Below are 18801 nucleotides of genomic sequence, written 5' to 3' on the forward strand. Positions count from 1 at the left end.
GACTGGAAGCAGTTTGGGGGGGGTGCTCTGATCACCAGGGCAGGGTCGTTGCCGATATCGATAATCGTGACCGACATCCCACGGCTTGACTTGATTATGTAATGAGCTTGAAGTCGGGAGTCGCTGGTCTGACTGCAGCGGAAATTCGCAATTACCACAAGCATCTCCCTAGAGGAGCTATACTTTGCGGCGTTCTGGAAAGGTGAGTGCCCTGGCATGAAATCCATAGCACTTTGGAGAATGAAGCGCCAGGCCAAGAGTAGTGGTCTGCGCGCCGCTGGCAACTTTTTGATTGCATTTCATACGCGGGATGTTATCTCAGGCTTCACGTTGGATCCTGCTCCATCCTCTACCTATATATGGACCTTCGTAGTTCCGACCTATGATGATTTGTCCTTCCTGCACATGTCTCTAGGTCAGAGGATTGCAAGCGCGGAAGTGGATAAAGATTTTTTCTGTGGGATGCATAAGACGCACGCCAAAAAACTTGAGGCGGTGAAGACGGCGGCAGATCTGTTGATCTATGTCGACGGCCTTGACTTCACTAACGATTACTCGGAGTGGATAAAATACATATCCGCCATCCGGCTTGGCGATTTCGTTGCGGCAGATGCCACGCTGAAGAGACTTTTGAATTTGCCAATGTCCAATGCGGTTCAACGTAGATTGGATGCAGTTCTTTCTGCACTGAAGAGCGGTGGCGGATCAGGCGCACAGCATCTTCTGGAGAGCTGGTCTGTTCAGACGGCTCGATTAATCGGTGGCAGTTCTGGAGTTTGCGCTCAGCTGTCGATCCCGGAGATGACCAAGCCCCCCCAAGGCTGACAGGTTGGGCGTTCCCAGCTGCGGGGCGGCGTGCATGGGTTCATGCCAGAAGCGGAAGGGAGCATGGACCGCCGTTTGCCAGGGCGAGGCACATTAGCTTCCGCGTACCAGGGAAGGCCTGATGAAAGCCCAGCGAGCACGGGTTGCATGAGGGCGGAGAATTCCGCACGGAGGCGGTGATGACTTGGATGTTGGTTGTTTTCTATGCGGCCCTCTTGGTGCTCGCGTATTTCGCAATGGTTGGTAGAACTCCCACCAGAAGGCTCTTCTCCGCGATTGGAATCATTGCGGTCCAGATAGCTTCGCTTGTGCGGATTCAGATCATTGCCAGAGCGCTGGGCTCGCAGTCCAATCATGGTTCTTATTCCTTGGGAGTCGGTGAGCTCTACCTCGCCATACGCCCCATCCTCTTATTCAACGTGGCAGTGTGCATCGCCCTTGTTCTGATCTTCCTGGTTGCTCTATCCGGAAAGAGGGCGGCAAGCGAGTGAGCGTGGGGCAACGCTGTTGTTGAAACGGAGGAAAACGCGAGACAAAATGGGGCTGCAGTACCGGTGGGCTTTTTGCCGTTCGCTGCTGAGCCTGGAGGCACAAGGTGCATTCCAAGCGAGTCCCGTTCAACGCTCCACCTGCAACCGCCCCATAGCCTGCGCACTCAACGCCAGGCACGCCAGCATCAGCCCTTCCATCACCCGGTCGCCCACATAGTCCTCGGGCTCGCCGTTCTGCCGGGTCCGCTCTGCCGCCAGCAGCACCTCCTGCACCACCCGCAACCCGGCCAATGCGCAATCGGCATCGGCCAGCGCCATGCAGCGCCCGGGCAACTGATGCCGCTCCGGCCAGGGCTGCCCATCGGCCGCAGCGCCTTTGCCGATGCGCTTCAGGTTGGCAGTCAGGGTATTGGCATCCGCACAGGGCACAGCCTCTACCAGGTCGTCGGCGTTGGCCGGGTCACTGTAGGCGTGCAGGTGGGGCAGGTCAGATCCGTTCATGGCGAGGCTCCGTGCAAGGCAATCGGTAGCCGCCACACAGAGGTGGCGGACGGTACGTGGTTCGAATCCGGGTTGACCTCAAGCCGGCGGGCGCGAACGCCCCCACGCACCGCCCGCCATAGCCGGCAGACGGATTGCCAGCCGGCGCCACGGAATGTGGACGCCGACTGGCAAGCGCAATCACTCAAGGTCAACACGGGATTCGAAACCCGGCCACCCGTTTTCGGTGGCACCCCATCTGAGCCCGCGTCGCTGTGCAATGCCAATCAGACGAGTTGTAAATAACTCGCGATTGAAGACGCTTTCGGCATTGAACCACGCTGTTAAGTACTGGCAGCGCTGGCTGCCGCGATGGTCCACCGCGACCAGGCAATCTGCGACAGGTGTCGTGGTTGTAGGCGTGGAGAGAGCAGGGCCGCCGGGGCGAAGGCGACATCAGCGTGAACCCGGATGCATTCCGCCGGGCACGACCCGGCGCTACCGATTCCGTCGTGCCTTGACGTTCCCAGCCACCGAGCGCAGGCTTGCCCAGCACGTTTCCTAAACACCAAGGAGACTTATGACAGCCACCGCGTCTCTGCACCCCACGCCCGACACCCAAGGCCGTTCACGCCTCTGGAACGTCTTCTGGCTGCAGGGGGTCATTCCCAGCAACATTCTCTGGGCCGTTGCCCTCTGGGCCCTGGCCAACCAGCGCACCACGCTGGTGCTGGCGGTGTTCGCCGTGCTGCTGCTCTATACCGGCTGGATCATCCCCGCGGTCTGGCGGGCGGCACCGACCGCGCGCACCCCGAACCTGGGCGTTGCCGCGCGCGGGCTGACCGTGGCCTGGGGCCTGAACACGGTGCTGGTGATTTTCTTCCTGACCCTGCAGCTGGTGGCTCAATAGAACTGGATCGGCTCACCGCTGCGGTCGAAGGCGGCGAAGCGGCCGATCTGGCCGTCGTTGATGGCGTTGACCATCAGCCGCAGCGGGCGCGTGGCTTCGTCGGTGGTGGGCGCGAAGCCCGCACGGCCGTCCATCGCGGCCACGAACACCATGTCCCACTCCACGCCGGTGGTGGTGGATTCGCTGGCCAACGCCTGGAAGCTGGGCACCTCGGCCGGCAGCTTGTCCACGCACAGCACCGGCGACAGGGTGCCGCCTTCGCGGCGGTCATGCCGGTCACGCTGGTCGTCGGTGGGCGATTCGGGCAGGTCGGCGCGGGCGAATACGAACAGCAGGCGTTGCGGTTCGGCCTGTTCGCCGGCGGCCTGCAGCAATTGCTGGAAATCGTTCATCATCATGATGGCTGTCACATGCACACGGCACGGAAAGCCGCATGCTGCCACAACGCCCGCGCGGCGTGGCCGGCGGCGATTGATTTAAGTCATGCCGTTGCCAATGCCTGCCGCGTAGGCTGGCGTCAGTCTCAGCAGGCGAGGGTATCCGGGCCGCTCCGGGCACAGGCAAGACGGTGGAACAACAAGGTGGACCAGCCATGAGCCAACTCACCGACGGATTCGGGCGCAGCTTTCCCTACCTGCGCCTGTCGTTGACCGAGGCCTGCAACTTCCGTTGCAGTTACTGCCTGCCCGATGGCTACCAGGCCGATGGCCGCCCGCGCTTTCTGGCGGTGGACGAGATCGCGCGTCTGGTGCGCGCGTTTGCCATGCTGGGGATGACCAAGATCCGCCTGACCGGTGGTGAGCCCAGCCTGCGCAAGGACCTGGACGAGATCATCGCCACGGTGGCGGCCGTGCCGGGCATCCGCAAGGTGGCCATCACCACCAATGGCACGCTGCTGCCGCGCCGCCTGCCGGGCTGGCACCGCGCCGGCCTGACCGCGCTGAACGTGAGCATGGACAGCCTGCAGCGCGAGCGCTTCAGCACCATTACTGGCCACGACCGCCTGCCGGAAATCCAGCAGGGGCTGGAGATGGCGCAGGCACTGGGCCTGCCGGCCATCAAGCTCAACGCGGTGCTGCTGCGCGGCCTGAACGACGACGAGCTGCCGAAGTGGATGGACTTCCTGCGCGACCGTCCCTTCAGCGTGCGCTTCATCGAACTGATGCGTACCGGCGACAACGAAGCTTATTTCCAGCGGCACCACCTGCGTGCCGAACACGTGATCGACCAGCTGCATGCCGCCGGTTGGCATGAGCGCCCGCGCGCGGCCGATGCGGGCCCGGCGCGTGAGTTCAGCCACCCGCAGCACCGCGGCACGGTAGGCATCATCGCCCCGTACTCGCGTGATTTCTGCAAGGGCTGCAACCGCCTGCGCGTGACCGCCAAGGGCGACCTGCGGCTGTGCCTGTTCGGCGAATTCGGCGTGCCACTGCGCCCGCTGCTGCAGAGCGACAATGACCAGGACGCGCTGCTGGCACGCATCACCACACAGCTCGGCCTGAAAGCGGCCGGGCACGGATTGCATCAGGGCCAGACCGGGTTGACCCCGCACCTGGCGTCGATCGGAGGATGAGGAACACGATGAGTGGTGAATTGAACGCGGCCTTCCACATGGCCGATGTGCGCGACAAGCGCGTTACCCGCCGCCGTGCGGTGGCGGTGGGCGAGCTGCATGCCGGACCGGTGGCCTACCCGCTGATTGTCGAGCGCCGCCTGCCCAAGGGCGATGCGCTGGTGATGGCCGAGATTGCCGGCCTGCAAGGCGCGAAGATGGCCTCGATGCTGATGCCGTTGTGCCACCCGCTGCCGCTGGAGCTGGTGCAGGTGTACTGCGCGCCGGTGCCGGAACGGCAGTCGATCCGCGTGTGGTGCGAATGCGCCAGCGAGGCACGCACCGGTGTGGAGATGGAAGCACTGGCCGGAGTGAACGCGGCATTGCTGACCCTGTACGACCTGAGCAAACCGGTGGAGCCAGCACTGCGCATCGAGGGCATCCGCCTGCTGTTCAAGGAAGGCGGCAAGCGTGGTCTGTGGCTGCATCCGGATGGCATGGACGATGGTGAGCGCGAGCGCTTCAGGCCGCGCCCGCCGAAGGGCTTGAACGGTGCTGTCTGCGCAGTGATTACCCTGAGCGATCGCGCGAGCGAGGGCACGTATGCCGACGAGTCCGGCCCGAAGCTGGTGAGCGGGCTGCAGTCGCTCGGTGGCGAGGTGGTGGCTGCCGAGGTACTGCCCGATGGCGTCGAACCGCTTGCAGGTCGCCTGCGTGCGCTGGCGGGCGAGGGCGTACGCCTGTGCCTGTGCACCGGTGGCACCGGGCTTGGCCCGCGCGACCTGACCCCGGAAGCGCTGCGTTCGTTGAACGCGCGACCGGTGCACGGCCTGGCGCAGATGGTGCGCGCGTTGAGTGCGCAGCACACGCCGATGGCCTGGCTGAGCCGTGCCGAGGTGGTGCAGCTGGATGACATGCTGGTATTTGCACTGCCGGGCAGCCCTCGTGCGGCCGCGCAGTGTCTGGACATTCTGGCACCGGTGCTGGGCCACGCGCTGGCGATGGTCGATGGCGGTGGCCACGCATGATCGCCTACAGCGAAGCGCTGCAGCACCTGATGGAGGCGGCCACACCGCTGCCGGCCGAGCGCCTGACACTGCATGAGGCGGGTGGTCGCATCCTGGCCACGGACATCATCAGCGGGCAGTCGCTGCCGCCGTTCGACAATTCGGCGATGGACGGCTTCGCGCTGCGCGCCAATGGCACGCCCTTCGAAAGCGGTACCGGGTTTGCGGTGCAGGGCTGGCAGGCCGCAGGCGATGCCGGTGCCGAGGGCGGCGACGGCGCCTGGGAAATCATGACCGGCGCGCGCATGCCGGTCGGGCTGGATACGGTGGTGCCGATCGAGAACGTGGAGATCCTCGCCAGCGAGGATGGCCGGCCGACCCGCATTGCGTTGAAGAGCGTGGTGAAGCCTGGCCAGAACGTGCGCCTGCGCGGGCAGGACGTGGAAGAAGGCGAGCGCGTGCTGCAGGCCGGGCAGGCGCTGGATATCAATACGCGCACCCTGCTGCATGCGATCGGCGTGGCCGAGGTGGCGGTGGTGGCACGGCCGAAGGTCGCCGTCATTGCCACCGGCAAGGAGCTGGTGACCGAAGCGGCGCAGGCGCTGGACTCCGGACAGATCCGTGACAGCAACCGGCCCTATCTGATCGGCCGCCTGCAGGCCGCCGGTGCCGAGGTGGTGTGGCAGGGCACGGTGGGCGATGAGGTGGCTGCCTTCGATGCAGTGCTGGATGACGCGCTGGCGGCAGGGGCACAGGTGCTGGTGAGTACCGGCGCGGTGTCGGCCGGCCGCTACGACTTCATTCCCGATGCGCTGCGCGCGCGTGGCGCCCGCATTGTGTTCCACAAGGTGGCGATCCGCCCGGGCAAGCCGCTGTTGTTCGCAGTGCTGCCGGGCGGCGCGCTGTATTTTGGTTTGCCGGGCAACCCGGTGTCAGCGGCAGTGGGGCAGCGCTTCTTCGTTGAACCGGTGCTGCGTCGCCTGCTGGGCCTGGCCGACGAGCCGTTGCTGCAGCTGCCGTTGCAGGCCGACGTGCGCAAGCCGTTGGGCCTGCGCTTCCACGCGCGGGCGCGGGTGGAAGTGGACGCGCAGGGGCGCTTGAGCGCTCGCGTGCTCGCGGGCCAGGAATCGTTCCGTTTGAAATCCATGCTGCAGGCCAACGCCTGGGTGGTGCTGGAGGGCGAGGGTGACCTCGCCACGGCCGGCACACCGGTGCGCGTGCAGGGCTGGGGCCATCAGGATCCGCTGCAGCTGGCGAACCAGGAGTCATGATGAAACAGGTGAATCTGCAGTTGTTCGGTGCGTTTTCCGATCTGGATGCCAGCCGCGAGATCGCGCTGGAGGTGGCCGGTGGCACCGTAGCCGATCTGCGCCAGGCGTTGCGTGAGCTGTTGCCGGTGCGCTTTCCCGGTTTCCGCGCGGGGCTGCTGGACTATTCGGCCTTCGCCGACCAGCAGCGCGTGCTGCGTGACCACGAGGCGTTGCCCGCCGATGGCAAGGTGGCGATCCTGCCGCCGGTGAGTGGGGGCTGAGCCATGAGCAACGTGACTGCGAAAGTGGTGGACCGCGCGCAGCGCACCATCGATCCGGCCGAGGGCATCGCAGCGGTGTCCGACCCGGCATTCGGCGGCATCGATGTGTTCATCGGCAAGGTGCGCGACTTCAATGTGGGGCGGCCGGTGACCGGCATCACCTACGACCTGTTCGAACCGCTGGTACTGAACGAGATCCAGCGCTTGGCGGCGGAGATCGAGGCGACGTTCGGGCCGAAGCTGAAGTTGTACGTGGCACATGCCAAGGGCCGTCTGGGCATTGGCGATGTGGCGGTGGTGGTGGCCGCAGGCAGCCCGCACCGTGATGAAGCGTTCAGGGCCTGCCGGCAGTTGATCGAGGCGGTGAAACACCAGTGCCCGATCTGGAAACAGGAACATTACGAAGACGGCGACAGCGAGTGGAGCGAAGGCTGCACCCTGTGCCACGCCGACAGTGAACCGGCACATGAGCACCACCATTGACCCCAGTAGATCCACGCCACGCGTGGATGGCGGTCACCGATGACCATCGCCGGCATCGTGCTGGCCGGTGGCCTGTCCAGCCGCATGGGCCGCGACAAGGCGCTGCTGCCCTGGCAGGGGCGCACGCTGCTGGAGCACATGCGCGGCACGTTGCGGCTGGCCGGGGCAGACCGCGTCTGGGTGAGCGGACGCTACCCGGCCTTCGGCGGCGTGCCCGACCAGATCACACGGTGCGGGCCGCTGGGCGGCCTGTTCAGCGTGGCAATGCAGATGCCCGATGGCCCCGCCTGGGTGGTGCCGGTGGATACGCCCCGTCTGACCCCGGATCTGCTGCGGCAATTGCGTGACGGGCATCGGAGCGCTTGCACGATCTTTGACGGGCATCCGCTTCCGATGCTGTTTAATGTGGACAATGAAAGTCGCACGATCCTCGAAAACATGATCCACGATCCCCTCGGTCCGCGTTCCCTGCAGGCCCTGCAACACCGGCTGGACGCGCAGACCCTGCGCCTGGCCCACGCTGATGAAAGCGCCCTGGTCAACTGCAATACCCCCACCCAATGGGAGGACGTTGCCTCATGAAGGTGCAGTTGCAAGAACAGACAATGCGCCTTCGCCTGGACGAAGCCGAACTGGCCCAGCTGCTGGCCGGTGAAACGGTGGAGAACCTGACCCGCTTCGGCGGCAGCGGCGGCTGGGGCACGGCCGTTTCGCTGCATGGTGGCGAATCGGCCGTGCTGCTCGACAGCGGCACCGATTGCCGGCTGGTACTGCCCCGGTCTTCCGTGGAGGACCTGGCCGGGCGCCTGCCGTGCCGTGATGGCCTGGCCTTTGCGCTGTACCTGGACGACGGCACCACGCTGCAGCTGCAGTTCGATGTGGATGTGCGCGACAGCGTGCGCCAGCGCGGGGTAACCCGCCGCAGTTCCGCATCACCGGTTTGACATTTGTCAGGGGCAGGGGGGAAACCCGCGCCTGATTGATCCAGATCAACCCCGTCGTTGCTGCTGCACGGCCTAATGGCTGCATGACGACGGGTTACAACTTGAAAGCAGTACCCACGTCATTCCACAGCCCTGGAGCCATGTATGACCGTCGGTAGCGATCCTGTTGTCCGCAGCACTGCCAGTCCTGGTCGCGTCATCAGCGACTGGACGCCGGAAGATCCCGGCTATTGGGAGCGCACCGGCAAGCGGGTCGCCACCCGCAACCTGGTCATCTCCATTCCCTCGCTGCTGCTGGCCTTCTCGGTCTGGGTACTGTTCTCGGCGGTGACCATCAGCCTGCCGAAGATCGGCTTCGGTTTCAGCACCGATCAGTTGTTCTGGCTGGTGGCATTGCCCAGCCTGTCCGGCGCGACGCTGCGCATCTTCTATTCGTTCGTGATTCCGATCTTTGGCGGTCGCCGCTGGACGGCGCTGTCCACCGCATCGCTGCTGGCACCGACGATCTGGCTTGGCTTTGCGGTGCAGAACCCGGCGACGCCTTACTGGGTGTTCGTGGTGATCGCGATCCTGTGTGGCTTCGGTGGGGCGAACTTCTCCTCGTCGATGTCCAACATCTCCTTCTTCTATCCCAAGCAGAAGCAGGGCCTGGCGCTGGGCCTGAATGCCGGCCTGGGCAATGTCGGCGTGTCGGTGGCACAGGCGGTGATCCCGCTGGTAATCACGGTGGGTGTGTTCGGTGCCCTCGGTGGTGCGCCGCAGCCGGTGGTGGAGGGCGGTGCGCCGCTTTACCTGCAGAATGCCGGTTTCATCTGGGTGCCGGCCATTGCGATCTGCGCGGTGGCGGCCTGGTTCGGCATGAATGACCTGACCAGCGCCCGCTCCTCGTTTGCGGAACAGGCGGTGATCTTCCGCCGCAAGCACAACTGGCTGATGTGCTGGTTGTACATCGGCACCTTCGGTTCCTACATCGGTTTCTCGGCCGGCTTCCCGATGCTGGTGAAGAGCCAGTTCCCCGCCGTGAACCCGCTGGCCTACGCCTTCATCGGCCCGTTGCTGGGTGCGCTGATGCGCTCGGTGGGTGGCAGCATGGCCGACCGCTGGGGCGGTGCGCGGCTGACCTTCTGGGTGTTCGCGCTGATGATCGCGGCGGTGTTCGGCGTGCTGCATTTCCTGCCCAGCGATGGCCAGGGCGGCAATTTCTACGGCTTCCTCTTCAGCTTCATGGCGCTGTTCGTGCTCAGTGGCATCGGCAACGGCACCACCTTCCGCATGATCCCGGTGATCTTCCGCACGCTGCATGAGCGCCTGTCGGCAGGTGCCAATGCTGAGGGCAAGGCCGCGTCGGCGCACCAGGCCAGCATCGAGTCGGCCGCGGTGGTGGGCTTCTCCGGTGCGATTGGTGCCTACGGCGGCTTCTTCATTCCCAAGAGCTATGGCTCTTCGATCACGTTGACCGGCAGCCCCGACATGGCGCTGTACGGGTTCGTCGTTTTCTATGTCACCTGCCTGGCCGTGACCTGGTGGTGGTACTACCGGCGCGGCGCAGAGACGCCTTGCTGACATGAAAACGCACCGCAGCCAGATGACACACACAGCCACGATGCAGATGTCCGCAAAGGGAGACCCCCGATGAGCTATTTCCTTGATCGCTTGCAGTTCTTCAAGCGTGACCCCCAGCCCTTTGCCGATGGCCATGGGTTTGCCAAGAGCGAAGGCCGTGACTGGGAGAACAGTTATCGCCAGCGCTGGCAGTACGACAAGATCGTGCGCTCCACCCACGGCGTGAACTGCACCGGTTCGTGCAGCTGGAAGATCTACGTCAAGAATGGTCTGGTGACCTGGGAAACCCAGCAGACCGATTACCCGCGCACGCGCCCGGACCTGCCCAACCACGAACCGCGTGGCTGCCCGCGTGGCGCCAGCTATTCCTGGTACCTGTACAGCGCCAACCGACTGAAGTACCCGCTGATCCGCGGCACGCTGCTGCGCCTGTGGCGTGAAGCGCGCAGGACCCAGGGGCCGGTGGATGCGTGGGCCAGCATCGTGGAGGACAAGGAAAAGGCGCGCTCGTACAAGACCCGGCGCGGCATGGGTGGTTTCGTGCGGCTGAACTGGGAAGAGGCCAACGAGATCATCGCGGCCTCCAACCTGTACACGGTGAAGCAGTACGGACCGGACCGCGTGGTCGGTTTCTCGCCGATTCCGGCGATGTCGATGGTGTCCTACGCCGCCGGTGCGCGTTACCTGTCGCTGCTGGGCGGTGCCTGCCTGTCCTTCTATGACTGGTACTGCGATCTGCCGCCGGCCTCGCCGCAGGTATGGGGCGAACAGACCGACGTGCCCGAATCGGCGGACTGGTACAACAGCCGCTACATCATCGCCTGGGGCTCGAACGTTCCGCAGACGCGTACGCCCGATGCGCACTTCTTCACCGAGGCGCGCTACAACGGCACCAAGACGGTCTCGATCTGCCCGGACTATTCCGAGCTGGCCAAGCTGACCGATCATTGGCTGCACCCCAAGCAGGGCACCGACGCCGCACTGGCGTTCGCCTTCGGCCACGTGATCCTGCGCGAGTTCCATGTCGATTCGCCGTCGCAGTACTTCCAGGACTACTGCCGCCAGTACTCGGACATGCCGATGCTGGTGCGCCTGGAGCGTCGTGCCGATGGCCGCCTGGTGGCCGGGCGTTTCCTGCGCGCCAGTGAGCTGGGTGGATTGGGCGAGGCCAACAACCCGGACTGGAAGACCCTCGCTTACGACGAGACCAGTGGCCAGATCGTGGTGCCGAACGGTTCGATCGGTTTCCGCTGGGGCGAAAAGGGTCGCTGGAACATCGAGGAGAAGGCCAGCAACGGCGCGGATACGCGCCTGCGCCTGAGCCTGTCCGACGCCAACGATGGCATCGAGGCGGTCAGCTTCCCGTATTTCGGTGGCATCGAGAGTGACGGCTGGACCGCCGCCCCGGCCGAGGAAGTACTGGACCGCAACATCCCGGTGCGCCGCCTGGCCACGGCCGATGGCAGCGACACCCTGGTGGCGACGGTCTATGACCTGCTGCTGGCGCAGTACGGCGTGGACCGCGGTTTCGGCGGCGCCAATGTCGCCACGAGCTTCGATGAGAACGTGCCGGGCACGCCGGCCTGGCAGGAACGCATCACCGGCGTGCCGCGTGGCGAGGTGATCGAGATCGCCCGCGAGTTCGCGCGTACCGCCGACAAGACCCATGGCCGTTCGATGATCATCGTCGGCGCGGGCATGAACCACTGGTTCCACAACGACATGAACTACCGCGGCCTGATCAACATGCTGATCATGTGCGGTTGCGTGGGCCAGACCGGCGGTGGCTGGGCGCACTACGTGGGCCAGGAAAAGCTGCGCCCGCAGACCGGCTGGCAGCCGCTGGCGTTCGGCCTGGACTGGAGCAAGCCGCCGCGGCATATGAACGGCACGTCGTTCTTCTACTTCAACACCGGGCAGTGGCGCTACGAGAAGCTGCAGGTGGATGAGCTGCTGTCACCGCTGGCCGACGCCAGCAAGTACAGCGGCAGCCTGGCCGACCTGAACCTGCGCGCCGTGCGCATGGGCTGGTTGCCATGCGCGCCACAGCTGGACCGCAATCCGCTGCAGCTGGTGCGCGAGGCCGAAGCGGCCGGCGTGGCCCCCGCCGATTACGCACTGGGCAAGTTCAAGGACGGTTCGCTGGACTTCGCCTTTGCCGACCCGGACGCGCAGCAGAACCACCCGCGGATGATGTTCATCTGGCGCTCGAACCTGCTTGGTTCGTCGGGCAAGGGCCACGAGTACATGCTGCGGCACCTGCTGGGTACCCGCCACGGCCTGCAGGGCAAGGACCTGGGCGAGATGGGCGCGGTAAAGCCAGAGGAAGTGAAGTGGCGCGACGAGGCACCGGAAGGCAAGCTCGACCTGCTGGTGACGCTCGACTTCCGCATGTGTACCACCGCGCTGTATTCGGACATCGTGTTGCCGACGGCCACCTGGTACGAGAAGGACGATCTCAACACCTCGGACATGCATCCGTTCATCCATCCACTGTCGAAGGCGGTGGACCCGGCCTGGGAATCGCGCAGTGACTGGGACATCTTCAAGGAGGTCGCGCGCACTGTGAGCGAGATGGCGCCCGGCGTGCTGGGCGTGGAGAAGGACCTGGTGCTGGTGCCAACCCTGCACGACACTCCCAACGAGCTGGGCATGCCGTTCGGCGTGGCCGACTGGAAGAAGGGCGAGTGCGAGGCCATCCCCGGCCAGACCATGCCGTCGATGACGGTGGTGGAGCGCGATTACCCGAACCTGTATCGCAAATTCACCTCGCTGGGGCCGCTGCTGGACAAGCACGGCAATGGCGGCAAGGGCATGAACTGGGATACGAAGCACGAGGTGGAATTCCTCGGCAGGTTGAACCATACCGTGCACGAGGAGGGCGTCAGCCAGGGCCGGCCGGCCATCTCGACCGCCATCGATGCGGCCGAAGTGATCCTGCACCTGGCCCCGGAAACCAATGGTCATGTGGCGGTGAAGGCGTGGGAGTCGCTGGGCGGCTTCACCGGCCGCGAGCACACCCATCTGGCGGTGGGCAAGGAGCACGAGGCGATCCGCTTCCGTGACATCCAGGCGCAGCCGCGCAAGATCATCTCCTCGCCGATCTGGTCCGGGCTGGAAGACGACAACGTCAGCTACAACGCGGGCTACACCAATGTGCACGAGCTGATTCCGTGGCGCACGGTGACCGGCCGCCAGCAGTTCTACCAGGACCATGAGTGGATGATCGACTTCGGCGAGGCCTTCATGAGCTACCGGCCGCCGGTCAACACCCGCACCATCGAGCCGCTGCTCAACCAGCGCTCGAACGGCAACAAGGAGATCGTGCTGAACTGGATCACCCCGCACCAGAAGTGGGGTATCCACAGCACCTACAGCGACAACCTGATCATGCAGACGCTGTCGCGCGGTGGCCCTATCGTGTGGATAAGCGAGGACGACGCGCGCAGTGCCGGCATCGTCGACAACGACTGGATCGAGCTGTTCAACGTCAACGGCGCGATTGCCGCGCGAGCGGTGGTCAGCCAGCGGGTGATGCCGGGCATGGCGATGATGTACCACGCCCAGGAACGCATCATCAACGTGCCGGGTTCGGAGATTTCCGGCACCCGCGGCGGCATCCACAACTCGGTGACCCGCATCGTGCTCAAGCCGACCCACATGATCGGTGGCTACGCGCAGCTGGCCTACGGTTTCAACTACTACGGCACCTGCGGTACCAACCGCGACGAGTTCGTGATCGTGCGCAAGATGGACAAGGTGGATTGGCTGGATGGCGAGGCCGTCCCGGCCGCCGCCAAGGAGGTGGTGTGATGAAGGTCCGTGCACAGATCGCGATGGTGCTGAACCTGGACAAGTGCATCGGCTGCCACACCTGCTCGATCACCTGCAAGAACGTCTGGACCTCGCGCGAGGGTGTCGAGTACGCCTGGTTCAACAACGTTGAAACCAAGCCGGGCATCGGCTATCCGAAGGAGTGGGAGAACCAGGAGAAGTGGAACGGCGGCTGGGTGCGTACCGGCAGCGGCAAGCTGGTGCCACGCGCTGGCGGACGCTGGCGGATGCTGGCCAAGATCTTCGCCAACCCGGACCTGCCGCAGATCGACGACTACTACGAGCCGTTCGACTTCGACTACCAGAACCTGCACACCGCCAAGGACAGCCAGCACCAGCCGACCGCACGGCCGCGCTCGCTGATCAGTGGCGAGCGCATGCAGAAGATCGAGTGGGGCCCGAACTGGGAAGAGATCCTGGGTTCGGAGTTCAGCAAGCGCTCGCGCGACTACAACTTCAATGAAGTGCAGAAGGAGATCTACGGCGCCTTCGAAAAGACCTTCATGATGTACCTGCCACGCTTGTGCGAGCACTGCCTGAACCCGGCGTGCGTGTCGGCGTGCCCATCGGGCGCGATCTACAAGCGCGAGGAAGACGGCATCGTGCTGATCGACCAGGACAAGTGCCGTGGCTGGCGCATGTGCGTGTCGGCATGCCCGTACAAGAAGATCTACTACAACTGGAAGAGCGGCAAGTCGGAGAAGTGCATCTTCTGCTACCCGCGCATCGAGATGGGTGAGCCGACGGTATGTTCGGAGACCTGTGTCGGCCGCATCCGCTACCTGGGCGTGATGCTGTACGACGCCGACCGCATTGCCGAGGCCGCATCGGTGGCCGCCGAAAAGGATCTGTACCAGGCCCACCTGGACATCTTCCTGGACCCGCATGACCCGGCGGTGATTGCTGCTGCACGTGCGGAAGGCATTCCGGACAGCTGGCTGGAATCGGCCAAGCAGTCGCCGGTGTACAAGATGGCCATCGACTGGAAGCTGGCGCTGCCGCTGCACCCTGAGTACCGCACGCTGCCGATGGTCTGGTACGTGCCGCCGTTGTCGCCGATCCAGTCGGCCGCCGAACGTGGCCGCATCGGCATGAGTGGCGAGCTGCCGGACGTGGCCTCGCTGCGTATTCCGGTGCGCTACCTCGCCAACATGCTGACGGCCGGTGACGAGGCACCGGTGGTGCGGGCGCTGGAACGTCTGATGGCGATGCGCGCCTGGCGCCGGGCCAAGAACGTGGACGGCGTGGAAGACACCGCGGTGCTGGACCAGGCCGGGCTGACCGTGGCCCAGGTTGAAGAGATGTACCGCTACCTGGCCATTGCCAACTACGAGGACCGTTTCGTGATTCCCAGCGCTCACCGCGAGTACGCCAACGATGCCTTCGGCGAACGCGGCGGCTGCGGCTTCACCTTCGGCAACGGCTGCAACGGCGACAGCCCGGCCGACCTGTTCGGCCAGCGCAAGAGCACCAGCTTCGTGGTGAACAACGGGCCCAACCACCGCCGCAAGGAGGTGGTCTGATGAGCGTTCTGAAGCTGGTGGGGGTACTGCTGGATTACCCCCGCGAGGAACTGTGGCAGCACGGCGAGGAACTGCTGGCGGCCTGTGACGAGGTGGCACTGACGCCGACGCGGCGCAGGCAGCTGCGCGGCTTCGTGCAGCAGCTGCTGGACAGCGATCCGCTGGATGCGCAGGCCGCGTGGCTGGCAACCTTCGACCGCGGCCGTTCGATGAGCCTGCTGCTGTTCGAACACATCCACGGCGAATCGCGTGACCGTGGCCAGGCCATGGTCGATCTGGTGGAAACCTACCGCAAGCACGGCTTCGAGCTGGATGCACGCGAACTGCCGGACTACCTGCCGCTGCTGCTGGAGTTCCTGGCCCACCAATCTGAGAGCGAGGCACGCGAATGGCTGCACCACATCGGCCATATCGCCGGGATGCTGGCCGCGCGCGCCGCCGAGCGCGAGCTGCCGCATGTGCCGTTGCTGGAGATCCTGGTGGAGGCCGGCGACGGCAAGGTCAACCTGGAGGCGCTGCGGCAACGCGCCAGCGAAGAACCCCGCGACGATACGGCCGAGGCGATGGACAAGCTGTGGGAAGAGGAAGCCGTGCGTTTCGGCGCCGAAGCTCCTGCCGAAGACTGCAAGCCACCGACACGCTCACCGGCCCGCCCTGTGCATCGAGAGGTCCAGCCATGAACTACTACCTGCATCAATTCGCTTTCCAGTACTACCCGTACATCGCCGTGGCGGTGCTGCTGATCGGCAGCTGGGCGCGCTATGACAAGGCCATGTACACCTGGCGCACCGGTTCCAGCCAGATGCTGTCGGACAAGGGCATGCGGATCGGCAGCAACTGCTTCCACATCGGCATCCTGGCCATCCTGGGTGGTCATCTGGTGGGCCTGCTGACCCCACACGCGGTATACGAGCACTTCATCACCTCCTCGCAGAAGCAGATGCTGGCGATGGTCGTGGGCGGCGTGTTCGGTGCACTGTGCTTCATCGGCATCAGCATCCTGCTGGTGCGCCGCCTGACCAATGCTCGCGTGCGCGCCACCGGCAGCTTCGGTGACACCCTGGTGCTGGTGCTGCTGTTCGCCCAGCTCTGTCTTGGCCTGTACAGCATCCGCGTGTCGGCTGGACATCTGGACGGCGGGGTGATGGTGCAGCTGGCCGAGTGGGCGCAGCACATCGTGACCTTCCGTGCCGGTGCCGCCGACTACATCCAGGGCGTCAGCTGGGTCTACAAGATGCACATCTTCCTGGGCCTGACCCTGTTCCTGATCGCGCCGTTCACCCGGCTGGTGCACGTGTGGAGCATTCCGGTCAGCTATCTGTGGCGGCCGTACCAGGTGGTGCGCCGTCGCCAGGCGGCGCTGCGTTACGGGCCGCGGGAGTAAGCCATGGGCGGCCTGCCGAAGTTCCTGCCGATCACCGTGATCGATTCCACCCAGCCTGTTCCGGCCGAGGCCCACCAGCACCAGCATGACGGGGCAGAGCAGGGGCCGCGCTCGCTTGGGCAACCGGCACCGTGCCGGTTGTTCGTGGAGGACACGGCGATCAGTGAGGCCGACATCGCCCGCGAGATGCAGCACCATCGGGCCCTGCGCCCGGAACAGTCGCGTGCCGAGGCGGCACGCGCACTGGTGGTGCGCGAACTGCTGCGATTGGAAGCACAGCGCCTGGGCCTGCTGGCGCCAGCCGGCGGCCGGGTCAGCGATGAGGAGGTGCTGATCCAGCAACTGCTGGAAGACGCGATTGAAGACCGGGTGCCGACCGACGAGGACTGCCAACGCTATTTCGAACAGAACCCGGAGCGATTCCGCTCGCCGGACCGCGTGCGCCTGCGCCATATCCTGCTGGCCGCGCCGGCCGATGATGTGGCTGGGCGCTTGGAGGCGCGTACCGAGGGCGAACGTCTGGCCAATGAACTGAAGGAAGCGCCGCACCTGTTCGCCGACTTCGCCCTGCGCCATTCGCGTTGCCCGTCCAGCAGCGAGGGCGGTGACCTGGGTTGGCTGCAGCGTGGGCAGACCACACCTGAGTTCGATCGCCAGGTGTTCCGCCTTCGCGAGGGCCTGGCCGGCTTCCCGGTGGAATCACGCTGGGGCTACCACGTGGTCAGCATCGATGGGCGCGAGGAAGGGCAGCCGCTGCCGTTCGACGCAGTGCTGCCGCAGATCCGTGACTACCTGGAACTGCAGGTGCGCCAACGCGAAGTGCAGGCCTACCTGCTGCAGCTGCAGGAGCGCTACCCGGTACGCGGGCTGGATGAGATCGAAGCCGAAGCCGAAATCGGCTGACCCACTCTTGAGGAAGGAGGTTGCATGAACCAGGCCCTTGCCCCCGCCAGTGCCGGGCAGCAGCAGCGTGCGCTGTGGCTGAGCACGTTCGCGTTCACCGTGTGCTTTGCGGTGTGGATGATCTTTTCCATCATCGGTATCCAGATCAGCGAGCAGCTGGGCCTGACCGACACCCAGTTCGGCCTGTTGATCGCCACCCCAGTGCTGACCGGGTCGGTCAGCCGCGTGTTCCTGGGCATCTGGTCCGACCAGTTCGGTGGCCGCAAGGTCATGGCCTTGGTGATGCTGTGTGGCGCGGTCGCCACGTGGATGCTGACCTACGCGCACACCTACCCGCAGTTCCTGTTCGCCGCGCTGTGCGTGGGCATCGCCGGTGGCAATTTCTCGGTGGGCGTGGCCTACGTGTCCAAGTTCTTCCCGGCCAGCAAGCAGGGCACGGCGCTGGGTATCTTCGGTGCCGGCAACATCGGTGCGGCGGTCACCAAGCTGCTGGCGCCGATGGTGATGGTGGCGGCGGGCTGGATGATGGTGGCCAAGGTGTGGGCAGTGGCGCTGGCGATCACGGCGGTGCTGTTTTTCCTGTTCAGCAAGGAAGACCCCTCGCTGGAGCAACGCCGCCGTGATGGGGTGAAGCCGGTGCCGTTCGCCGAGCAGATGGCACCGTTGAAGAATCTGCAGGTGTGGCGGTTCTCGTTGTATTACTTCTTCGTGTTCGGTGGCTTCGTGGCACTGGCCCTGTGGCTGCCGCATTACCTGGTGGGCGCGTACGGCATGGACGTCGGCACCGCGGGCATGCTGGCCGCGTGCTATTCGATCCCGGCCAGCCTGTTCCGCGTGGTGGGCGGCTGGATGTCGGACCGGATGGGGGCGCGCCGGGTGATGTACTGGACCTTCGGTGTGTCGGCCATCTGCACCTTCCTGCTGGCCTACCCCGATACCGAGTATGTGGTGAAGGGCATCCATGGTCCGATCCACTTCCACCTGGCCATCGGCGTGGTGATGTTCACCGTGCTGGTGTTCGTGCTGGGCTTCTTCATGTCGCTGGGCAAGGCTGCGGTCTACAAGCACATCCCGGTGTATTACCCCAGGCACGTGGGGGCGGTGGGTGGCGTGGTGGGCATGATCGGTGGCTTGGGTGGCTTCATCCTGCCGATCGTGTTCGGTGCGTTGAACGATGCGCTGGGTATCTGGAGCAGCTGTTTCATGCTGCTGTTCGTGGTGGTGTCCGCCGCGCTGGCGTGGATGCACTTCGCCATCCGCCGGATGGAGCGTCGACACTTCCCGCAGATCGATCGGGAGACCGACCTGCCGGAGGCCATCGATGCGGCGGCGGTCGATCGTGCGCGCGGCACCTGAACGGTGGTGCCGGCC

Annotated in this window: 19 protein-coding genes; 17 read left to right on the forward strand and 2 right to left on the reverse strand. The window is 64.9% G+C overall.

All coding sequences use genetic code 11. The annotated features are described in order from the left end of the window. Positions 1-240: 240 nt before the first annotated feature. Positions 241-825, forward strand: a complete 585-nt coding sequence (locus QOL57_RS15860; RefSeq protein WP_089235858.1) for a hypothetical protein — start codon at positions 241-243, stop codon at positions 823-825. 179 nt (positions 826-1004) lie between these two features. After that, a complete protein-coding gene (locus QOL57_RS15865) occupies positions 1005-1316 on the forward strand; it encodes a hypothetical protein (RefSeq protein ID WP_089235857.1) in 312 nt (103 codons plus the stop codon). A gap of 126 nt (positions 1317-1442) precedes the next feature. On the opposite strand, the gene QOL57_RS15870 is transcribed toward QOL57_RS15865, so the two are convergent. Beyond that, positions 1443-1817, reverse strand: a complete 375-nt coding sequence (locus QOL57_RS15870) for a hypothetical protein (protein WP_089235856.1) — start codon at positions 1815-1817, stop codon at positions 1443-1445. 559 nt (positions 1818-2376) lie between these two features. Between QOL57_RS15870 and QOL57_RS15875 the strand changes: the two genes are divergently transcribed. Then, positions 2377-2706: a hypothetical protein gene (locus QOL57_RS15875; RefSeq protein WP_089235855.1), complete on the forward strand. Its 330-nt coding sequence runs from the start codon at positions 2377-2379 to the stop codon at positions 2704-2706. Here the strand turns inward: QOL57_RS15875 and QOL57_RS15880 are convergent. After that, a complete protein-coding gene (locus tag QOL57_RS15880) occupies positions 2700-3104 on the reverse strand; it encodes a ribonucleotide reductase subunit alpha (protein WP_089235854.1) in 405 nt (134 codons plus the stop codon). The genes QOL57_RS15875 and QOL57_RS15880 overlap by 7 nt on opposite strands. A gap of 194 nt (positions 3105-3298) precedes the next feature. Here QOL57_RS15880 and moaA point away from each other — a divergent pair, with 194 nt between their 5' ends. The 14 genes from moaA (at position 3299) to QOL57_RS15950 (ending at position 18786) form a co-directional block, all read left to right on the forward strand. Beyond that, entirely contained in the window at positions 3299-4279 is a 981-nt protein-coding gene (gene moaA, locus QOL57_RS15885; RefSeq protein WP_089235853.1) for a GTP 3',8-cyclase MoaA, read from the forward strand. Between the two features lie 8 nt (positions 4280-4287). Continuing rightward, a complete protein-coding gene (moaCB, locus tag QOL57_RS15890) occupies positions 4288-5286 on the forward strand; it encodes a bifunctional molybdenum cofactor biosynthesis protein MoaC/MoaB (RefSeq protein ID WP_089235852.1) in 999 nt (332 codons plus the stop codon). Further along, positions 5283-6536, forward strand: coding sequence for a gephyrin-like molybdotransferase Glp (gene glp, locus QOL57_RS15895; protein ID WP_089235851.1), 1254 nt, complete (start codon positions 5283-5285; stop codon positions 6534-6536). The genes moaCB and glp overlap by 4 nt, the downstream gene beginning before the upstream one ends. After that, a complete protein-coding gene (locus QOL57_RS15900; protein ID WP_049463966.1) occupies positions 6536-6796 on the forward strand; it encodes a MoaD/ThiS family protein in 261 nt (86 codons plus the stop codon). The genes glp and QOL57_RS15900 overlap by 1 nt, the downstream gene beginning before the upstream one ends. A 3-nt stretch (positions 6797-6799) precedes the next feature. Beyond that, a complete protein-coding gene (locus tag QOL57_RS15905) occupies positions 6800-7279 on the forward strand; it encodes a molybdenum cofactor biosynthesis protein MoaE (protein WP_089235850.1) in 480 nt (159 codons plus the stop codon). Positions 7280-7318: 39 nt separating this feature from the next. Next, the gene (locus QOL57_RS15910) at positions 7319-7861 is read left to right on the forward strand and encodes a molybdenum cofactor guanylyltransferase (RefSeq protein WP_089235849.1); all 543 of its coding nucleotides are present in this window, start codon (positions 7319-7321) and stop codon (positions 7859-7861) included. Beyond that, a complete protein-coding gene (locus QOL57_RS15915) occupies positions 7858-8223 on the forward strand; it encodes a hypothetical protein (protein ID WP_089235848.1) in 366 nt (121 codons plus the stop codon). The genes QOL57_RS15910 and QOL57_RS15915 overlap by 4 nt, the downstream gene beginning before the upstream one ends. 144 nt (positions 8224-8367) lie before the next feature. After that, entirely contained in the window at positions 8368-9786 is a 1419-nt protein-coding gene (locus QOL57_RS15920) for a NarK family nitrate/nitrite MFS transporter (protein ID WP_033831277.1), read from the forward strand. Between the two features lie 69 nt (positions 9787-9855). Beyond that, positions 9856-13599, forward strand: a complete 3744-nt coding sequence (locus QOL57_RS15925) for a nitrate reductase subunit alpha (protein WP_089235847.1) — start codon at positions 9856-9858, stop codon at positions 13597-13599. Then, the gene (gene narH / locus QOL57_RS15930) at positions 13599-15143 is read left to right on the forward strand and encodes a nitrate reductase subunit beta (protein ID WP_089235846.1); all 1545 of its coding nucleotides are present in this window, start codon (positions 13599-13601) and stop codon (positions 15141-15143) included. Before QOL57_RS15925 ends, narH begins: the two co-directional genes overlap by 1 nt. Continuing rightward, the gene (narJ, locus tag QOL57_RS15935; protein ID WP_089235845.1) at positions 15143-15823 is read left to right on the forward strand and encodes a nitrate reductase molybdenum cofactor assembly chaperone; all 681 of its coding nucleotides are present in this window, start codon (positions 15143-15145) and stop codon (positions 15821-15823) included. Before narH ends, narJ begins: the two co-directional genes overlap by 1 nt. Then, entirely contained in the window at positions 15820-16527 is a 708-nt protein-coding gene (gene narI, locus QOL57_RS15940) for a respiratory nitrate reductase subunit gamma (protein WP_089235844.1), read from the forward strand. Before narJ ends, narI begins: the two co-directional genes overlap by 4 nt. A 3-nt stretch (positions 16528-16530) precedes the next feature. Continuing rightward, positions 16531-17430: a peptidylprolyl isomerase gene (locus QOL57_RS15945; RefSeq protein ID WP_089235843.1), complete on the forward strand. Its 900-nt coding sequence runs from the start codon at positions 16531-16533 to the stop codon at positions 17428-17430. Positions 17431-17454: 24 nt separating this feature from the next. Then, positions 17455-18786, forward strand: a complete 1332-nt coding sequence (locus tag QOL57_RS15950; RefSeq protein WP_089235842.1) for a nitrate/nitrite transporter — start codon at positions 17455-17457, stop codon at positions 18784-18786. The last annotated feature ends 15 nt before the right edge of the window (positions 18787-18801 follow it).

Origin of the sequence: Stenotrophomonas sp. yr243 (assembly GCF_900184195.1) — a bacterium.
Taxonomy (GTDB): Bacteria; Pseudomonadota; Gammaproteobacteria; order Xanthomonadales; family Xanthomonadaceae; genus Stenotrophomonas; species Stenotrophomonas lactitubi.

Excerpts from the sequence above, each read along its gene's own strand:
- QOL57_RS15875 (WP_089235855.1), top strand. The coding sequence starts at position 2,377 with ATGACAGCCACCGCGTCTCTGCACCCCACGCCCGACACCCAAGGCCGT.
- QOL57_RS15920 (WP_033831277.1), top strand. The coding sequence starts at position 8,368 with ATGACCGTCGGTAGCGATCCTGTTGTCCGCAGCACTGCCAGTCCTGGT.
- QOL57_RS15910 (WP_089235849.1), top strand. The coding sequence starts at position 7,319 with ATGACCATCGCCGGCATCGTGCTGGCCGGTGGCCTGTCCAGCCGCATG.
- QOL57_RS15860 (WP_089235858.1), top strand. The coding sequence starts at position 241 with ATGAAGCGCCAGGCCAAGAGTAGTGGTCTGCGCGCCGCTGGCAACTTT.
- moaCB (WP_089235852.1), top strand. The coding sequence starts at position 4,288 with ATGAGTGGTGAATTGAACGCGGCCTTCCACATGGCCGATGTGCGCGAC.
- QOL57_RS15925 (WP_089235847.1), top strand. The coding sequence starts at position 9,856 with ATGAGCTATTTCCTTGATCGCTTGCAGTTCTTCAAGCGTGACCCCCAG.
- narH (WP_089235846.1), top strand. The coding sequence starts at position 13,599 with ATGAAGGTCCGTGCACAGATCGCGATGGTGCTGAACCTGGACAAGTGC.
- QOL57_RS15950 (WP_089235842.1), top strand. The coding sequence starts at position 17,455 with ATGAACCAGGCCCTTGCCCCCGCCAGTGCCGGGCAGCAGCAGCGTGCG.
- QOL57_RS15905 (WP_089235850.1), top strand. The coding sequence starts at position 6,800 with ATGAGCAACGTGACTGCGAAAGTGGTGGACCGCGCGCAGCGCACCATC.
- QOL57_RS15915 (WP_089235848.1), top strand. The coding sequence starts at position 7,858 with ATGAAGGTGCAGTTGCAAGAACAGACAATGCGCCTTCGCCTGGACGAA.
- moaA (WP_089235853.1), top strand. The coding sequence starts at position 3,299 with ATGAGCCAACTCACCGACGGATTCGGGCGCAGCTTTCCCTACCTGCGC.
- QOL57_RS15900 (WP_049463966.1), top strand. The coding sequence starts at position 6,536 with ATGAAACAGGTGAATCTGCAGTTGTTCGGTGCGTTTTCCGATCTGGAT.
- QOL57_RS15945 (WP_089235843.1), top strand. The coding sequence starts at position 16,531 with ATGGGCGGCCTGCCGAAGTTCCTGCCGATCACCGTGATCGATTCCACC.
- glp (WP_089235851.1), top strand. The coding sequence starts at position 5,283 with ATGATCGCCTACAGCGAAGCGCTGCAGCACCTGATGGAGGCGGCCACA.
- QOL57_RS15870 (WP_089235856.1), bottom strand. The coding sequence starts at position 1,817 with ATGAACGGATCTGACCTGCCCCACCTGCACGCCTACAGTGACCCGGCC.
- QOL57_RS15865 (WP_089235857.1), top strand. The coding sequence starts at position 1,005 with ATGACTTGGATGTTGGTTGTTTTCTATGCGGCCCTCTTGGTGCTCGCG.
- narI (WP_089235844.1), top strand. The coding sequence starts at position 15,820 with ATGAACTACTACCTGCATCAATTCGCTTTCCAGTACTACCCGTACATC.
- QOL57_RS15880 (WP_089235854.1), bottom strand. The coding sequence starts at position 3,104 with ATGATGATGAACGATTTCCAGCAATTGCTGCAGGCCGCCGGCGAACAG.
- narJ (WP_089235845.1), top strand. The coding sequence starts at position 15,143 with ATGAGCGTTCTGAAGCTGGTGGGGGTACTGCTGGATTACCCCCGCGAG.